The following is a 17181-nucleotide window of genomic DNA, read 5'->3' as shown; positions in this document are numbered from 1 at the left end:
TAAGTCGTTGAATATGATACGTGCGCTCGTGTGTTAACATTAATTTAATATTGTGTTAACATATGCGTAATGTAGCAGGGATACGTTTGCGTCAAAATTCAAAAGGCGTGAACAAGCAATTCTATTCGTTATTGTTATTTATCGGTATCCTTGTACTGTCTGTAGCCAACCTAAGAGCACAGATCACTACTTCCCAGATCTCCGGGAAGATAGTTAGCGGTAAAGGCGAAGCCTTGCCAGGCGTAACAGTACTGGCGGTAAACACATCAACAGGAACGCGTTACGGTGCTCAAACCAACGCAGATGGCCGTTACCTGATCAACAACATCAATCCAGGTGGCCCTTATGTTATAACAGTTTCCTTCATTGGTTATAAAACAGAAGAAAGTCGTGACCTGAACCTGTCACTGGGTAGCAGCACGTTCAACTTCCAGCTGACTGACGCTACTACCGCCCTGAGTGAAGTAGTGGTGAAAGGTAATACTGCGAATAAATCCGGCGCTGGCTTTAAAGTAGGCCAGAACGCGTTAAAGACCCTTCCTTCCATTAACCGTAGCTTCCAGGACTTTACCCGTGGTACTCCACAGAGTAATAACAACTCCTTCCTGGGTACCAACTACCGCTATAATAACGTAACACTGGATGGTGCTATCAACAACGATGCGATCGGCTTCAGCCCTTCTCTCGGTGGACAGACCAATAGCTCTGGCCAGCCTGGTAGCAGCACCCGCTCTAACCCGGTATCGCTGGATGCGATCCAGGATATCCAGGTTTACCTGGCTCCTTACGATGTGAAGATTGGTAACTTCCTGGGTGGTAGCATCAACGCGGTAACCCGTAGTGGTACCAATGAGTTCCATGGCTCTGTATACGGTTTTGGCCGTAACGCAGGTATGATCGGTAAGAACAACGCAGGTGATGGTTCCAAACTGCCTTCCGACTTCCATGATTACCAGACTGGTATAAGATTAGGTTTCCCTATCATCAAGGATAAATTATTCTTCTTCACCAACGAAGAGATAGCACGCCGCCGCGACCCGGTTATCCTGGGTGCAGGTTCTGCGGATATGCCTCTGATCACCGTACAGGAAGCAGAAGCAATCCGTCAGCACATGCTGAGCCTCGATGTGACTAAATCCGGTAAATACGATCCGGGAACTTATAGCAACACATCCATTTATGCTAATTCTAATAAGTTCTTCAACCGTTTAGACTGGAATATCAATGATAAACACCAGTTGTCATTACGTAACAATACCATCACTTCAGAAGCAACTAACCTGGAGCGTGACCAGCAGAACTTCCGCTTCGGTGGTATCGACTACAAACAGGTGAACAACCAGACCTCTACTGTTGCGGAACTGAAAAGCCGTTTCAGCAATACTGTTTCAAACAGCCTGATCCTCGGTTACTCAAGCATCCACGACTATCGTGATCCGACTTCCGATCCATCCCTGGCTCAGATCCAGATCAAATCCAGAGGTGGTACCATCTTCCTGGGTACAGACCGTGAGGCAGCTATCTTCAACATGAAACAGAAGACCTTTGAATTCACTGATAACGTGAGCATCCTCAAAGGCAACCACAATATCACCATCGGTACCCACAACGAGTTTTACAACATCACTTATGGTTTCGTAAACTCCTGGAATGGCCGTGTGGATTATGACAGCATTAATGCTTTCCTGGCTGATGCTCCTAGCCGTGTACGTTCTAACTTTAATTACACCGATAATTCCCGTGATTATATCATGGCGAATCCTCCTGCTAAGTTCAAGATCGGTATGTATAGCCTGTATGCGCAGGACGAGATCCAGCTGACTGACCGTTTCAAACTGACTCCAGGTATCCGTTTCGATTATACCAACCTGCCGAACAGACAGGCGCTGAGCGATAAGACCACAGGTGCTCCGGTAGATCCTAACTTCGGTACTACTTATAGCTACACACAGCCTAAAAATATCAACAATAAATACCTGAATAATATTCAGATCTCCCCACGCCTGGGCTTTAACTTCGACATCAATGGCAATCAGAGCCTGGTACTGCGTGGCGGAACAGGTCTGTTCACCGGTCGTATTCCTTTTGCATGGTTAGGTTATGCTTACTACAACAACGGTACTACCTATGGTGCATATGACAAACGTTTCAATGCAACCACTGTTCCTGCAGCAGGTAGCAATCCGGTAAAAGTTGACCCACAGGGTGGCGCACAGTTCGTAGCTGCACAGGGTGTTAATGTACACGATGCAACCGGCGCTACACAGGTGGACCTGATCGACAACAACTTCAAGATGCCGCAGATGTGGAGAAGCAGCCTGGCGCTGGATTACTCTACAGAAAACAGGTGGAAATTCACAGTAGAAGGTATCTATACAAAAACTATCTATGATCTGAAATTCCAGCAGATCAACCTGGTGGATAATCCTACTTACAACATCTACGATACCCAGAAACAACAGCCTATCTATAGCGGTAGCAAGATTAATCCTAAGTTTACAAATGCTTACCTGCTGTCAAACACGAAAAAAGGTTACCGTTATGCTGTAACCGGTCAGGCAAGCAAGGCATTTGATTTCGGTCTGAACTTCTCCGTAGCGTATACTTATGGTCAGTCTAAAGACATCACCAACGGTATCCGTAACTCCATGGAGTCTAACTGGCAGCTGAACCAGGCGCTGAATCCAAACGATCCGCAGCTGGCTTACTCCAACTTCGACATCCGTCACCGCATCGTGGCTACCGGTAGCTATAAAGTGGATTGGAAACACAACGGCCGTTTCATTTCTAACTTTGCGCTGTTCTTCAATACTTCTTCCGGCCTGCCTTTCTCTTATGGTTTCGTGAACGCGACCATTCAGGGTACACCACAGCAGGTTAGCTTAGTATACATTCCGAAAGATCAGGCTGAAGCACGCAAGTTCTTCGCTCCTGAAAACCAGGCAATGGCTGATGCGTTCTTCTCTTACGTAGAAGGTGACAAATACCTGAGCACCCGTAAAGGACAGTTCACAGAGCGTAACGGTGGCCGTACGCCATGGAATACACAGGCTGACTTCCGTTTCACTCAGGACTTCAACTTCAAGGCAGGTAAGACTACTCACACCCTGACCCTGACTTACGACATCATCAACCTGACCAACCTGTTGAACAAGGATTGGGGTATCCAGTACTTCTCTCCAAATACGTTCAACTCTACTGCAAGCGTAGGTCTGAGCAGCAAGGCTGCAGGTTCTCCTACCGCTTACCCGGTATACACCTGGTCTAATCCTGGTACTCCTTACTCCAGAGATTTCTTTGGTAGCAGACACCAGATGCAGTTGGGCTTAAGATATAGCTTCTAAGAAATTAGCAATTAGTAATTGGGAATCAGGGGTAATGCAGCGATGCGTTATCCCTGGTTTGTTTTAGGGAGGTTCTCTCATGATACCCGTTGAAATGAGAGGCAACAAGCACATGCCGCTATGGGGGAAAATACCCTGGCCGTAATATTGTTTTCAGGCGTCTCTTTATTCAATTCGACAGTGCTGTTTGTAGCTGATGTGCTTTGGGGGGAAGTCAGATGAGGTGTTGATCCTCAGGGGTTAAACTCTCCTTCTAATTTGTTAATACGCTGATAATGTACCCGTAACACTCGCGTAACACCAGGGGGGTAACTTTATAACATAATTTGAACGTAAGCGTAGATTTTCATAAGCTGTTTTAATCGACGGTCCCGGGAATTATCCCGGGACTTTTTTTATGCCGTATATATCGTATTGCTTATGAGCAGATTATTTGTAGATGAGGATGAATTTGCGGCTGGTCTGTTGTCTGTTGACACCGATTAACCAGTCATCTATCCGGATGCTGGTATCGTTTAGTTTTTCTACCTGGAGATATTGAGAAACGGAGTCTTTGCCGGTAACGATCAGTTTTACCTTATCGCCGGAGGGGATGACTTTATAAGTACCTGTCAGGTGGTAACTCTTTGCATCAAAAACGAATTGTCCGTTGGACCCAAAAACGTAGTACGCGGAATCGCCGGAGGCGATATTCTGCCAAACGGTATCCGGCATTGACAACTGTTGGGACAGTTGCCAGGCACCGGTGACATCTATCGCTGGCGCGGGTTCTACGTCATTTTTCTCGCAGCTGCAGAATAACATGAGTAGCAGCAAGCTGGTTAATAGTGATCTCATGCATAGGAGTTTGTAATTAGAACGCAAAAAACAGTACTAAGTTACATTGGGTAAGAGATAAAAAAGGGCTGATGGTCGATTACAGTCCCAGTTTACCCGCGTACTTCTCCGGATTCTTATCAAACACGCGCTTGCAGGTCGGGGAGCAAAAATGAACGGTATCATTCTGATATACGCTCCATTCTTTATACATGGTATCATAAGGCATACCACATACAGGATCTGGCAGTTTACCGGCAATAGCAGCATCCTTGGCGGGTTCCTGTTCCGCAGGTTGGGTAGCGACAGTCCCACTGTCATTCGCTGTTTTTGTACCGGAATTACCACAGGCAGTCATCAATGCTGCCAGCAGGAGCGTATAGGAGATATTCAAAAGCTGTTTCATCGTTATATAGGTTGTTGCGTTTAAAGGAATCAGGCAACAGTTTCGTTGTCCTTATTAATACGCATAACCAATATGCGAAAGTATATTTTCAGCGTGAAAGCCAGTACTAAACTTCCCACCATGCTCAGGGTAATGATAGCTCCTGTGGTAGTGGTCAGCAGGAAGGCGCCCAGTTTGGGTAAATATGGCAGCAGCATCACCACCAGGGCAAGGATCAATATATTACGGATCTCTATGCGATATTGTTTCAAAATGCCGGTCATTGTTACTGTTTTAATCCGGTGAATAATAGGGCAAAATTAAGGCATAATGAACAGAAAGTATTGTACAAATCCCGGACATTGATGACCGGTTTGCGGCAAATGCGGTGCTCTTACTTAAAAAAACAAAAGGGGCCCGGTTTTACGCGAGCCCCTTTATTATTTCAAGTAAGGTAGTTTACCAGATCACAACACGTTTATCATCAGTCAGGCACATTTTGCTACCAGGAGCACAACCCCAGGCATCAGCAAAGGCTTTCAGATGAGGCAGCGGTCCGTTGATACGCTCTCTTGCAGGAGAATGCGGATCTGTCAGCACCTGGTTGCGCAGCGCTGCTTCTGTGGTATTGGCATGCCATACCTGCGCCCATCCCAGGAAGAAACGCTGTTTCCAGTTAAATCCGTCTATCAGGGCCGGCTCAGGTTTGCCTTTCAGCGATTTCTCCAATGCGCTGTAAGCCAGGGTCAGACCACCCAGATCAGCAATGTTTTCACCGATGGTGAGTGCTCCCTTGATAAAGAAGCCTTTCTGCACCTCAATGCTGTTGAAATAGTTGATATAGCGTTGCGCCAGTGCCATGAAGTTCTTACGGTCGGCGTCTGTCCACCAGTTCTTCAGGTTACCTTCTGCGTCGTACTGAGAACCCTGGTCGTCAAAGCCATGGGTGAACTCGTGCCCGATCACTGCTATGATGCCACCATAGTTGATAGCGTCGTCAGCATCTGCATTGAAGAATGGCGGCTGGAGGATACCTGCAGGGAATACTACTTCGTTGTTCAGCGGATTGTAATACGCATTCACGGTTTGAGGTGTCATACCCCATTCAGTTTTGTCTACCGGTTTCCCGATTTTATCAAGCGCCTCTTTATGGGTGTAGTGAGCGGCAGAAACGAGGTTCTCGATCAGGGTACCTGGTTTGATATCAATGGTAGAGTAATCTTTCCATTTATCAGGATAACCGATCTTATAAGTGAAGGATGCCAGTTTCTTGTGCGCCATCTCTTTGGTAGCAGCACTCATCCAGGTCAGGCTGTCGATACGCTGTCCGTATACGGCACGTACGTTCTCGATCATTTCAGATACCTTCTGTTTGGAGCTTTCAGGGAAGTATTTCTTGGCAAATACTTTTCCCAGCGGCATACCCATGATACCATCAGTAGCACGTACAGCGCGTTCCAGGCGGGGACGCTGTTGTTTAGCACCACGCATTACAGTAGCGAAGAAATGGAAATTCTCATCGTCTATCGGTTTAGGCAGATAGCTGGCAAAATGGGATAATACCTGCCAGCGCAGCCATGTTTTGAGTGTTTCAGGAGATGTCCCCTTTAACAGCGCGGATATATTGGTTAGATACTTTTTGTTCTGCAGGATCATTGTATCAGTTTTGATACCCTGTGTACCTGTAAATGCGTCCCAGTCAAAGTCCGGGGCCAGTTTCTTTAATTCGCTATAGGGCGCTTTGTTGTAAGTAGCAACGGGATCGCGCAGTTCCACATTGGTGAGCTGGAGCTTAGCTACTTTGGTTTCGAAATCCAGCACGGTCTTACCCGGGTCGGCATCTTTAAATCCAGCCTGTGAGAATTGCTTGTTAATATGGTTTACAAACTCATTACGTACTTCGGCAGTACTGGAGTCTGGCCTTTCATAATAACTTCTTTCACCAAGACTTAAACCGTCCTGTACCTGGTATACGGCATTCATCTTACTGTTACGGCCATCTGCATCAACGCCAAAGTTCACAACGCCGGGGATACCGATCATTTCAAACTCGCCGGATACTTTTGCAAAATCTGCCAGGTTCTGGATACCATTAATCTTATCGAGGTAAGGCTGCAAAGGTGTTGTACCCAGTTTCTCGATAGTGGCAGTGTCCAGGAATGAGCGGTAAAAGTCGGAGATCTGCTGCTCTTCCGTTCCTTTCTTCAGGTCTTTTTGCTCTGCCAGACCAAGGATGATACCTTTCAGACGTACTTCTTTATTTTCCTTATCAAGTACGTTAAAAGCGCCCCAACGGCTTTCTGTGGAAGGGATGGGGTTGTTTTTCTTCCAGTTGCCATTTACAAACTGGTCGAAATCATCGCAAGGCTTTGTGGTTGAGTCAATTGAACTTACTTCGAAAGCGGGGACTTTGGTTGTGTCTGCTCCTGCGGGCGACTGTTTTGTGGTGTTGTTGTTGCAGGCTGCCATAAGGGATACAGCTGCCAGCAATGGAAGATGTAAAGCGTATGTGCTCTTCATATGTAAACAGGTTTAGTAGCTCAATATAACTAAAACATCCCATGCTGACATATCGCTTTTTTATAGACGGCGGCAGGTATGGTAGTATACTGGGTGGTTTGCCGGTTGTTTAGTAGGTTTGTAATCTGTAAAAATGGAATACATGACTTTTAGATTTAAATTGTTTAAAGCGCTGACAGGGATTAACTTGTTCATCACCGGATTTTCTATAATGATGAATTTTGCGTCCATGCTGATGGGCGCATTTAGCCAGGGATTGGTCTCCATTGTTATGTTGGGCGGGGTTTTTATCCATGCCATCCTCTCGGCTTACCTGCAAAGGAGCCTCCAGGAACCCGGCTTTACGCTGAAAGAAAATACACCTGGCGGTATCCGTATTATGGGTGGTTACACAATATTGATAGGTGCTTTAATGCTGCTCAGTGGTATTGCGATATTTATAGTTATGAACCTGGATCTGAAACAAGCGAGCAGCCAGATCACCGAGGAACAGCGACAACAGCTTGAAACCATTAGAAGTTTGAAGGGAACTGCAATGACAATGATGCAGTTCTTCCTCTTCCTGTATGGCGCTTCCATTGTAACGAATGCTTTGTTATCCTTGTCTTTCCTGAAACAATGGAAGAAAAAGCAGGAAGATGATAAACATATTGACCTTGACCTGGATGCCTGATATCTGCAGCATCCCAAACATTTAATATCACTGCATAATGGAACCATTAGCTGAGCGAATAAGACCGGAGACACTGGATGAGCTGGTGGGACAGGAACACCTGACCGGTAAGGATAGTATATTACGTACCGCCCTCCGCCAGGGAAAGATCCCATCCATGATCCTGTGGGGGCCTCCTGGCGTGGGTAAGACCACCATTGCCAACATTATTGCGCATACACTGGATGTACCCTTTTATACACTCAGTGCTATTTCTGCTGGTGTAAAAGAAGTACGTGAAGTGATCGAGATAGCCCGTAAACAGGGCTATGCGGTATTGTTCATTGATGAGATACACCGGTTCAATAAATCACAACAGGATGCCCTGCTGGGTGCTGTTGAAAAAGGCATCATTACCCTGATAGGCGCTACTACAGAGAATCCTTCCTTTGAAGTCAATTCCGCGTTGTTGTCACGCAGCCAGGTATATGTGCTCAAACCACTCAGTGAATCGGAATTGTTACAGCTATTACATCAGGCCATGAAACAGGATGAATGGCTGGGTAGCAAAAGTATTGAACTGAAGGAAACGACTGCCTTGTTTAATATCGCCGGCGGAGATGCCCGTAAACTGCTTAACCTGTTTGAGCTGGTAGTAAATACGCTGCAAAATGAAAAGCCTATTGTGATTACCGATCAGAAGGTGATGGACATTGCACAGCAGCGTGTGGCGATCTATGATAAGACAGGCGAGCAGCATTATGACATCATCTCTGCATTTATCAAATCCGTCCGCGGAAGCGATCCCAATGCCGCAGTATATTACCTGGCGAGAATGATAGAAGGTGGAGAGGACGTAAAGTTCATTGCCCGCCGCCTGGTGATCCTTGCATCAGAGGACATTGGCAACGCTAATCCTAATGCATTACTGCTGGCTACCAGTTGTTTCCAGGCAGTGAACCTGATCGGTTATCCAGAAGCGAGAATTATCCTTTCTCAATGTACTACCTATCTGGCCTCTTCTGCAAAGAGCAATGCTGCATACATGGCTATCAATAATGCCATGTCGGTCGTGTCACAAACCGGTGATCTGCCAGTGCCAATGAACATACGCAATGCGCCTACGAAGATGATGAAAGACATGGGATATCATAAGGGATATGAATACTCCCATGATTATGAAAACAACTTCTCTCCGCAGGAGTACCTGCCGGAGAAGATCAAAGGCATGAAGCTCTATGACCCGGGCAAGAATGCAAGAGAAGATGAAATGAGAAAACATCTGCGCAGCTTATGGAAGGAGAAGTACGGTTACTGATTGTCGTTCTTCTTCTCCAATATCTCAAACGATACATGGATCTGCTCTCCCTGCTCATCAACCAGTGTGATGGTATGTTTACCCGCGGCGGGGTGCAGCGCTAACTGATGGAATTCCTGTGTGGTGCCAATGTAATTGTTATCCAGGTGCCAATAGATCTTCTCCGATGTATTGCGGTGTGTGGCTGTGAATACGGTCTCTCCCGGCGTGCCATCTATTTCCACAGGTATGTAAATACGCGCATTCGGCCTTGGATAGATCAGTTCCATTGGCGCCTTATCTGCATTGAGTGTAGCCAGGCATTCTGCTTTGTATGGCGGCAATGGCAGGTAGTTATGTTTAGTGCGATAATAGAACTCCATTGCTGGCGGTAATACAAACCAGGGTACATGCTGCATCTGAGACGGTGGTTCACAGTCTGCCGTAACACGCCACTTGCCTGTATGATCAAGATGTACCAGCTGATGATAAGGGCATAAACCTGAGCGCAGCCCGCTGGCGGGTACTGCTATGGAGTCTTTCTCCGGACAAAGATCACTGGCTCTGTAACCACTCTGTCTGCACACTTCTATCTTTTGTAGTTTAGTGTAAGGGGGATTAAACCAGCTACCTGTATGTAATAAGCGGAATACATCAAAGAGTATCGGCGCTGCTGTGGATACGCCTATCAGTCCGGGTCTGCCTTCACCATCTGCATTTCCTACCCATACACCTACTACATATTGAGGCGTAACGCCAATCGCCCAGCCATCCCTGAAACCGAAGCTGGTGCCAGTTTTCCAGGCGATACGTTGTGACGAGGAGAACTGCTGCCAGAGCAATTCCTCTCCCGGGCGCATTACTTCCTCCATTGCCTGGAAGGTATACCAGATAGCGCCTGCATCCAGTATGCCATTCGTTGCCGGCGAATGTTTTGACACCAGTTTAGCGCCCTGTATATAGTTCGGAGGATGGATATCATCTGCATCATACTTCCCATTATACTGATCTAAATGCAGCAGTGTACGGGCCATACTGGCATACATGCCAGACAGCTCCCATAAGGTAGACTCGCCTCCTCCCAGGATGAGCGAAAGACCGTAATGATCGGCAGGCTGGGTCAGGGTTGTCATTCCCATCTGCTTGAGTAATGCATGCAGTCTTTCATAGCGGTATTGCTGTAACATTCTGACCGCGGGAATATTAAGAGAACGTGCAAGGGCTTTACTGGCAGGTACTGCGCCGTCATAACCGAGGTCGAAGTTCTGTGGTGTGTAGCCGGCTATCTGTGTAGGCACATCTGCTACCAGGGAGTGTGGTAATATCATTCCATCATTCAGCATAGCCGCGTATAAGAAAGGTTTCAGCGTACTACCCGGACTACGGGGCGCCTGTATAATATCCACATGGCTTTCCGTTTCAGGATCTTCAGGATGATACACATTGCCTACATAGGCGAGCGTATTGCCTGTCTCCACATCCAGTACAATCGCTGCTGCATTGTTAATGCCATTCGCTTTATAGATGCTATGATAACGCTCTACGATATTGCTGACATTGCGTTGCAGAGAAGCTTCCAGCGTTGTTTTAATACGTGTAACAGCTTTGTTATCCTTCTTTGCCTGGTAGTCTTTTCTGAAGAGATCCAGTAAGTGTGGTGCATCCTGTGGTAATGCTTTCGGCTGATCTGGCAAGGGTTCCAGCTTGGCCAGCTGACAGGTTACACTATCAATTGTATTATTCTGCTGTAATTTATCCAGCAGCTGATTACGTTTCTGTAATAAGATCTGCCGGTTACGGCCGGGATGTACGAGTGCAGGACTGTTGGGCAATACTGCAAGTGCAGCTGTTTCTCCCCAGGACAATTGCGTGGCGCTGCGGCCGTAATACCGCCAGGAGGCGGCTTCCAGTCCCACTACGTTTCCGCCGAAAGGTGCATTACCTGCGTATAATGATAAGATACTTTTCTTCGAATAAGAGAACTCCAGGCGGGTAGCCATCACTGCTTCTATCAGCTTCTGCATCAGGGTACGTGGCTGATTGCGTGACAAGCGGATTACTTGCATAGTGAGTGTACTACCACCGCTGACAACTCTTTTCCTGCTGATGTTTTGCCTGATAGCGCGCGCCAGTGCCAATATATCTACGCCCCAATGATGATAGAAACGTTTGTCTTCATAGGCAACAATGCATTTGGCAAATTTATCGGGTACCTGTTTATCTGCGGGGAAACGCCATTGTCCGTCGGTAGCAATGGTAGCGCTTAACAACTCTCCATTACTGTCTTCAATCACAAATGAGGTAGGCGTAGTGAAGAGACGGGAAGGTATAGAAAAGATGTAAAGGATAAGGAGCAGGGCTGCAGCAAGAAGCCACCATTTTCGTTTTCGGAACCACATGAGGTAAAATTAGGAATAAGAATCGGGAATAAAATGTAGGGGACAATGTTTGTTGCAGGGGCGCTGATATCTGAAAAAAGACTGCCGTTTAGCAAAACAATCAGGAGCGCTATCCCTCTTGCTTCACTAAACGGCAGTCAGTTGTTAAATCTTTATTTCGTTACTTCCACCCACTTGCCCGGCAGGAAGGCGTGTATGGTATTGTCATACATTGCTTCGCAGGATACGGCTGGCAGGTAATAACGGCCGAGGTAGGCCGCATTCAGCAGCACGTTGTAAGTGCGTGTTTTGTTTTCTTCAATATTAAAGTAAGTGTACACTCTGTCATCACGGATATCCTTGTAGGTATATGGTGATGAACGGAAGGTGCTGTCATTGTCCATCAGACGGGTATTGATGATCTCCCATCCACTTGGGAATATCTCCGTCAAAGCCATCTGCTCGTAATAGCCGCGTTTACCCGGATTGCGGATGGTGACAGTTGCCAGGAAGTCTGCTCCCTGACGCAGGGAAGCCGGATCGAGGACTTTACCATCACGGGTGCTATATTTCACCTGGATATCCAGTACATCAGGATTGTTAGGCACATTGGGTTCCTGGCCAGCATCCGGACGACCCTGGAGAATGAGGCGGGTATACAACACATTCTGTCCTTTGTTCTGGATGCTTACGCTGCCATCTGCCATGCTGGCGAAGCTAACAGGCACCTGGGCTACATAAGAGCTACCGTTGACAGTATTGCTGGCGCCATTCAGCGTATAGCTGAAGGTCATCTTATTGCCACTGCTGTTCACACCACAATATTTGGCAACAGCGATCAGCGCATAAGCGGTGGTCTGTGTACTGTACCAGCTATCCTGTGCAAGGTTAGACGCTATCTGTTTCAGCAGCTCGTTTGCACGTGTACGCTGCCCCAGGATGGTGAGCGTTTCCAGTATCATAGCTTTATCACGCAGGTCGGAACCGAAGGTGCCACCCAGTTGATTGTATGGTTTCACATCTGTAGGTAATGTTCTTACCAGGGTATTGGCCAATTCCGGCTGACCAGACAGTTTATAAGCTGCTGCCAGTCTCCATTTCGCTTCGTTAGACAGGTACTTGAATTCTTTCAGGCGGTTCATCGCACCCAGTTCAGGCACCTTGGCCAGTGCCAGCAGGTACAGACGATAAGCCTGTGTCAGATCGCCACCATAGAAGTTGGTAGTGGACGGCGCCCATGAACCAGCTTTGTTACGCTGGTATTTCTTCCACTGGTCCAGCATGCCGGCCGGCAATTCATAGCCTTTCGCCTGTGCTTCCAGCAGGAAGTGACCGGCATAGTTCGTGCCCCACTCGTCCGACTGTCCTTCTCCCGGCCAGTAGCTCATACCTCCATCGGAAGTCTGGAAGCCTTTCAGGCGGTTGATACCAGCTTTGATATTACGGTCAATATTCGCCAGTTCACCCTGTTTCAGGTCCATCAGCTGGTTCAACGCCAGTTGAGGGAATACGCTGGAGGTGGTTTGTTCCACACATCCATGCGGATACTGGATCAGGTAATTCAGTCGTTTCGCCAGGTTCAGTGCAGGAATAGTAGATACTTCCAGCACACCGGTATTGGTACCGGCCATACCAGCAGGTTTATAGGTAGCGCTCCAGCTCTGACCCGCCTGCAGGGTTGTTTCCTGTACAGTGGTAATTACCGGGTTCGGATTACGTATTTCCAGCTCGGTTTCATCCTCTGCTTTCGCAGCGCCGCTGGTAGCAGTCACTTTCACTTTTGCGATACCTACCTGTGGTCTTACACGCACATCAAAGTAAACGATCTGCTCTCCCGGCTGAGCGAAGGTAACCGTCTTGGTACGCTCACCCACCACTTCCAGCAGCGCGCTGGTAGCCAGCGTTACTTTCGCAGAGCGGATATTGTTTTCCAGTCCGAATACGGTTACCGGTAACTGGATAGTTTCTGAAGGTCCCAGTACACGTGGCAGTGTGGTCAGCAGCATGAGTGGTTTCTTCACAGCTACTACTTTTTCAGCAGCACCGTAAGCACCATCCTGACCTGCTACTACCATTGCTTTCACAGAGCCTACATATGGAGGCAGTTTGAAGTTATGGGTTTGTTTGCCACCTTTCAGTGTGAATGGACCCATGTATAATACAACAGGTTTGAAGCGGTTCGCTTTTGCATTACCTGCATTTTTATTCAGTCCTTCGTCACCACCAATGCTCAGGATACGTTCTAAGTCGCCACCCCATGCACCGATCACATAGTCAAACAGATCCCATGTTTTCACACCCAGCGCTTCACGTGCGTAAAAAGCACTGTGCGGATCAGGTGTTTTGAAACGGGTCAGGTCCAGCAGGCCTTCATCTACCAGTGCAATGGTATAGGTCATTGCCTTTCCGTTGGCTTCAGATACAGTGATGCTGGCATTCTGTTCAGGTTCCAGTTTGTCAGGCATGGTGATCACCGGTTTTAATACGGTATTCGCATCATCGATGGTGATCGGGATCACGCCGTACATGCGGATAGGCAGATCGTTTTTGGTATTGGCATGTTTTTGCAGCAGGCTGACGTTCACATAAATGTTTGGCGCCATTTCTTTCTCTGCCTTGAACTTGTAAACGGTCTGGCCTTTCTGTGTATCGATCCAGAAGGTTTTCAACACCTTGCTGCCGGATTCGATGCTGACCAGCCCGCGGCCGCCTTCGCTGCTCGGAATGGTGAGTGTGATATCATCACCTACGTTGTACTGGCTTTTATCTGATGTAAACACCAGCATAGAGGCTTCAGAAGGATTCTCTTTCTGCACCCTTTCTGCCCATCCCGGCCAGTCGATATACACTGCCTGACCGCTGGTATGACCGCTCTTCAGGTCTTTTACACGTACGAGGTAGCGCCCCCAGTCAGGGTAGGCAATCTGAAGGTTCCAGGTGCCTTTACCACCGTGCAGGGTCATTGTTTCTTTCTTCAGCAGCTGGTTGTAGCTATCCTGTGTGAAGTTGCTGAATTCATCTTCACTGTTCTCGTCCCACCACCAGCGCCAGCGGATCTTGTACAGTTCTACCTGTACTTCCTGGTTACCGCTCAGCAGATTACCATTTTCATCTACGTTCACAATGCTGATAGGATGTGCTTTATCGGTCAGCAGCATACCTGTCATACGATCGCCTTCCGGCATTCTGATACCGGTATAAGATGCAAACGGATTGTATGGCATGGAGAAGTGGTCAATACTGAAATCGCCACCTGGTTCAAATACTTTGATCTCAAAGCTGGCCTTCAGCTGACCAGGAGCCAGTTTACCCAATGGCAGGTCTACCTTTACAGGTGCGGTACCATTCTCGCCCAGGCTGCTTTCAAAGATGGTCTTGCTTTCAGCTTCGAAGTGAGTGATCGGATCATCGAAGTGGTAATCCTTAAAGTTCTTAAAGCTGGTAGTCTGCTGTGTCAGGGATACATCCACCTTCGCTTTCAGGTTCTGTGCAGCTGCGCCGAATAACCAGCGGGCATTCAGTGTACCTTCAGTCGGAGAGGTCTTTGAGAGCGTTGTATTCCTGCCAAAGTTGAGATCTATTTTCAGCCTGTTTGGCTTAACAGTTTCTATGCGGAGGTTTTTGGTAAATACGGCACCACCTACCTTTACTTTCGCCGTCCAGTTACCAGTCAGATCATCCGGAGAAGTAGCTGTTGTAAAGCGGTAGAAACCATTTACCGACTGCAGTCCGTTCAGCTGTCTGTATAACTGTCCTTTAGGATTGTACAGTTCCAGTGTTACCGGGTGATTAGGTGGCAGTTTCTGTTGTTTATCTTCCAGGATGAAGGTCAGGAACAGGGTATCGCCGGGGCGCCATACACCACGTTCGCCATACAGGAAGCCTTTGATACCGCTCTGTACTTCTTCACCTTTTACATCAAAACGACCGAGTGGCAGTGAGTTACCATCATCCAGTTTCAGGTATCCTCTTTCATCATCTTTTTTAGCGATGAGGAGGTAAGGCTTGCGTTTCAAATCGAAAGTAGCCAGACCGTCACCATCACTCTTGGTCTTGAAGATAACCTGGTTCTGGTAGTCGAGCAGTTCCAGTTCAACACCGATCATTGGTTTGGTATCGCGGATATCTGTTACGGCAATCAGCATGCTGTTGTCATTTCCTCTTTTGGCGGTAAGGCCGATATTAGAGGAGAAGACGTTGCGGGAAGCCCATCTGTCTTTATTGTAGTAAGAATTGGCGCATGGGTTATCACGCTCATCCCAGGAATAACCATATGGGTAGTAGCTATCGTAACGGCGCCAGAAATCATCGTCTTCATCTACCTTTTCGTTACCGTAATAGCCACCATAGTATTCTTCATCACTTTCTCCTTCACCGCTGTTGTTTTCAGTTGCAGTTTCGGTGGAAGAACATCCCAGGAGGGAATAGGACTTCCGGAAACCGATGGTTACACGGTAAATAGCTCCCGGTTCGGTACGCAGCAGTTTCTCCATATCCAGGTAGAAGCGGTTGCGTTTGTGGAGGTTGAGTGATTTATCAGCATCCAGGCGGATGGTCTTTTCCACTACGGGACGACCAACACGGCGTAATTCCGCGTTACCGTCCAGTCCATTCTGTTGTAAATATTGTGGGATATTGTTCTCGTAGATCTTGATGATGGTAACGTCTACAGCACTTAGGTTCACTGCTTCAAAAGGCATCACCAGTTTATTGCTTTCCGGTAGTATCACTCCTTTGCCGGGGATGGTCACGGAAGGCTGGGTATTTTCGAAGACGATATTCGCAGAGAAGCTTTGTTCCAGTTTGCTATCGGCCACATTCAGGATACCTTCATTTACCACCACGTTATAGTCTCCTTCCAGTCTTTTTGGGGCGAACACTTTCACCTCACTTCCTTCAATAGAGAAGCGGAGATCGCTTACGCCGCTCACACCGATCAGACCGTCCAGTGTCTGTGCTACGCTGACAGGGTCGGAGAACTGTACGAGTACGTATTGTTCTGTTTCAGCTACTGCACGTACGTCCAATACTTTAAAGTCGGAGATAGCAGGTACTTCTACTGTCTTCTTACCGGAGAGGTCCACATTCAGTGGTTTACCGTCCCAGATCAGTTCAAGTTTACGGGAGCCATTGCCTTTGTCTGCACGTACCAGGTTTTCGATGGTGAACGTAGATACTTTATCTGCCGCATTATGCTGCCAGGTAATGGCCACTTTTTTACCCTCATAGGTAGCGTTGACTACCTTTTCGATCTTTTGTGGATCTTCGTTATCGGCGGTACTGATAGCACCCGAGAAGGTCATTTTATTCAGGACATTGCTGCCTGCCGCTTTCAGGCCATACTCTTCTATGGCATACGATGGCTTGATAACGAGGAATTCGAAGTCGAACTCCTTCAGATCTTTTTCCACCTTCATGACCTTACCCAGTTTAAAGGTAGCCTTGTAGTTTTTGCCGGGTTCGAGATTGGCATCGGGCCTGAACTCGACTGTAGTGGCATCTACCCAGTAAGCCTTTCCTTTGATATTGGGGCTGAAATCGAAGAGTTCCTCTTCCACAGGTTCATTCTGTGTATGAGTAACATTCACATTGTTCGTCAGTTGTACCCGGATTGTACTTTGCCTCGAAATAACCCCGGCGGTATAGGCTTCAATGTACTTTGCCAGGGCAGGGTTCATGACTGTTTTCGTGTTTTTACAGGCTGTGATGCAAGTAATGAGCAGGCACACAGCGAAGGCGGAGACGACCGCCAGGCGTTTTTTGGGACCCATGAGGTTTAAATGCTGTTT

At 47.5% G+C, this 17181-nt stretch carries 9 protein-coding genes; 3 read left to right on the top strand and 6 right to left on the bottom strand.

Going from position 1 to position 17181, the window contains the following annotated elements:
* Window positions 1-107: 107 nt before the first annotated feature.
* Window positions 108-3344 (top strand): TonB-dependent receptor, encoded by a 3237-nt coding sequence (locus BLR32_RS03250; RefSeq protein ID WP_089829907.1) that lies wholly within the window; start codon window positions 108-110, stop codon window positions 3342-3344.
* 429 nt (window positions 3345-3773) lie between these two features.
* Here the strand turns inward: BLR32_RS03250 and BLR32_RS03245 are convergent, their stop codons facing one another.
* The 4 genes from BLR32_RS03245 to BLR32_RS03230 all read right to left on the bottom strand — a co-directional run bounded on the left by BLR32_RS03245 (window position 3774) and on the right by BLR32_RS03230 (window position 7065).
* Window positions 3774-4181, bottom strand: a complete 408-nt coding sequence (locus BLR32_RS03245; protein ID WP_143011345.1) for a hypothetical protein — start codon at window positions 4179-4181, stop codon at window positions 3774-3776.
* 79 nt (window positions 4182-4260) lie between these two features.
* On the bottom strand, window positions 4261-4566 hold the full coding sequence (locus tag BLR32_RS33705) for a YHS domain-containing protein (RefSeq protein WP_218124145.1): 306 nt from the start codon (window positions 4564-4566) through the stop codon (window positions 4261-4263).
* Window positions 4567-4595: 29 nt separating this feature from the next.
* Window positions 4596-4829 carry a hypothetical protein gene (locus tag BLR32_RS03235; protein WP_089828796.1) on the bottom strand — a complete coding sequence of 78 codons (234 nt, stop codon included), beginning with the start codon at window positions 4827-4829 and terminating at the stop codon, window positions 4596-4598.
* Window positions 4830-5004: 175 nt separating this feature from the next.
* Window positions 5005-7065 carry a M13 family metallopeptidase gene (locus BLR32_RS03230; protein WP_089828795.1) on the bottom strand — a complete coding sequence of 687 codons (2061 nt, stop codon included), beginning with the start codon at window positions 7063-7065 and terminating at the stop codon, window positions 5005-5007.
* Between the two features lie 142 nt (window positions 7066-7207).
* Here BLR32_RS03230 and BLR32_RS03225 point away from each other — a divergent pair, with 142 nt between their 5' ends.
* Window positions 7208-7738: a hypothetical protein gene (locus BLR32_RS03225; protein WP_143011344.1), complete on the top strand. Its 531-nt coding sequence runs from the start codon at window positions 7208-7210 to the stop codon at window positions 7736-7738.
* 37 nt (window positions 7739-7775) lie between these two features.
* A complete protein-coding gene (locus tag BLR32_RS03220) occupies window positions 7776-9035 on the top strand; it encodes a replication-associated recombination protein A (protein WP_089828793.1) in 1260 nt (419 codons plus the stop codon).
* Here BLR32_RS03220 and pbpC read toward each other — a convergent pair.
* Entirely contained in the window at window positions 9029-11413 is a 2385-nt protein-coding gene (pbpC, locus tag BLR32_RS03215) for a penicillin-binding protein 1C (RefSeq protein ID WP_089828792.1), read from the bottom strand. The genes BLR32_RS03220 and pbpC overlap by 7 nt on opposite strands.
* 152 nt (window positions 11414-11565) lie before the next feature.
* Window positions 11566-17163 carry an alpha-2-macroglobulin family protein gene (locus tag BLR32_RS03210; protein WP_089828791.1) on the bottom strand — a complete coding sequence of 1866 codons (5598 nt, stop codon included), beginning with the start codon at window positions 17161-17163 and terminating at the stop codon, window positions 11566-11568.
* Between the last annotated feature and the right edge of the window lie 18 nt (window positions 17164-17181).

This window comes from Chitinophaga filiformis, from assembly GCF_900102545.1.
GTDB lineage: Bacteria > Bacteroidota > Bacteroidia > Chitinophagales > Chitinophagaceae > Chitinophaga > Chitinophaga filiformis.
This window is presented reverse-complemented; position numbering and strand designations above follow the sequence as displayed.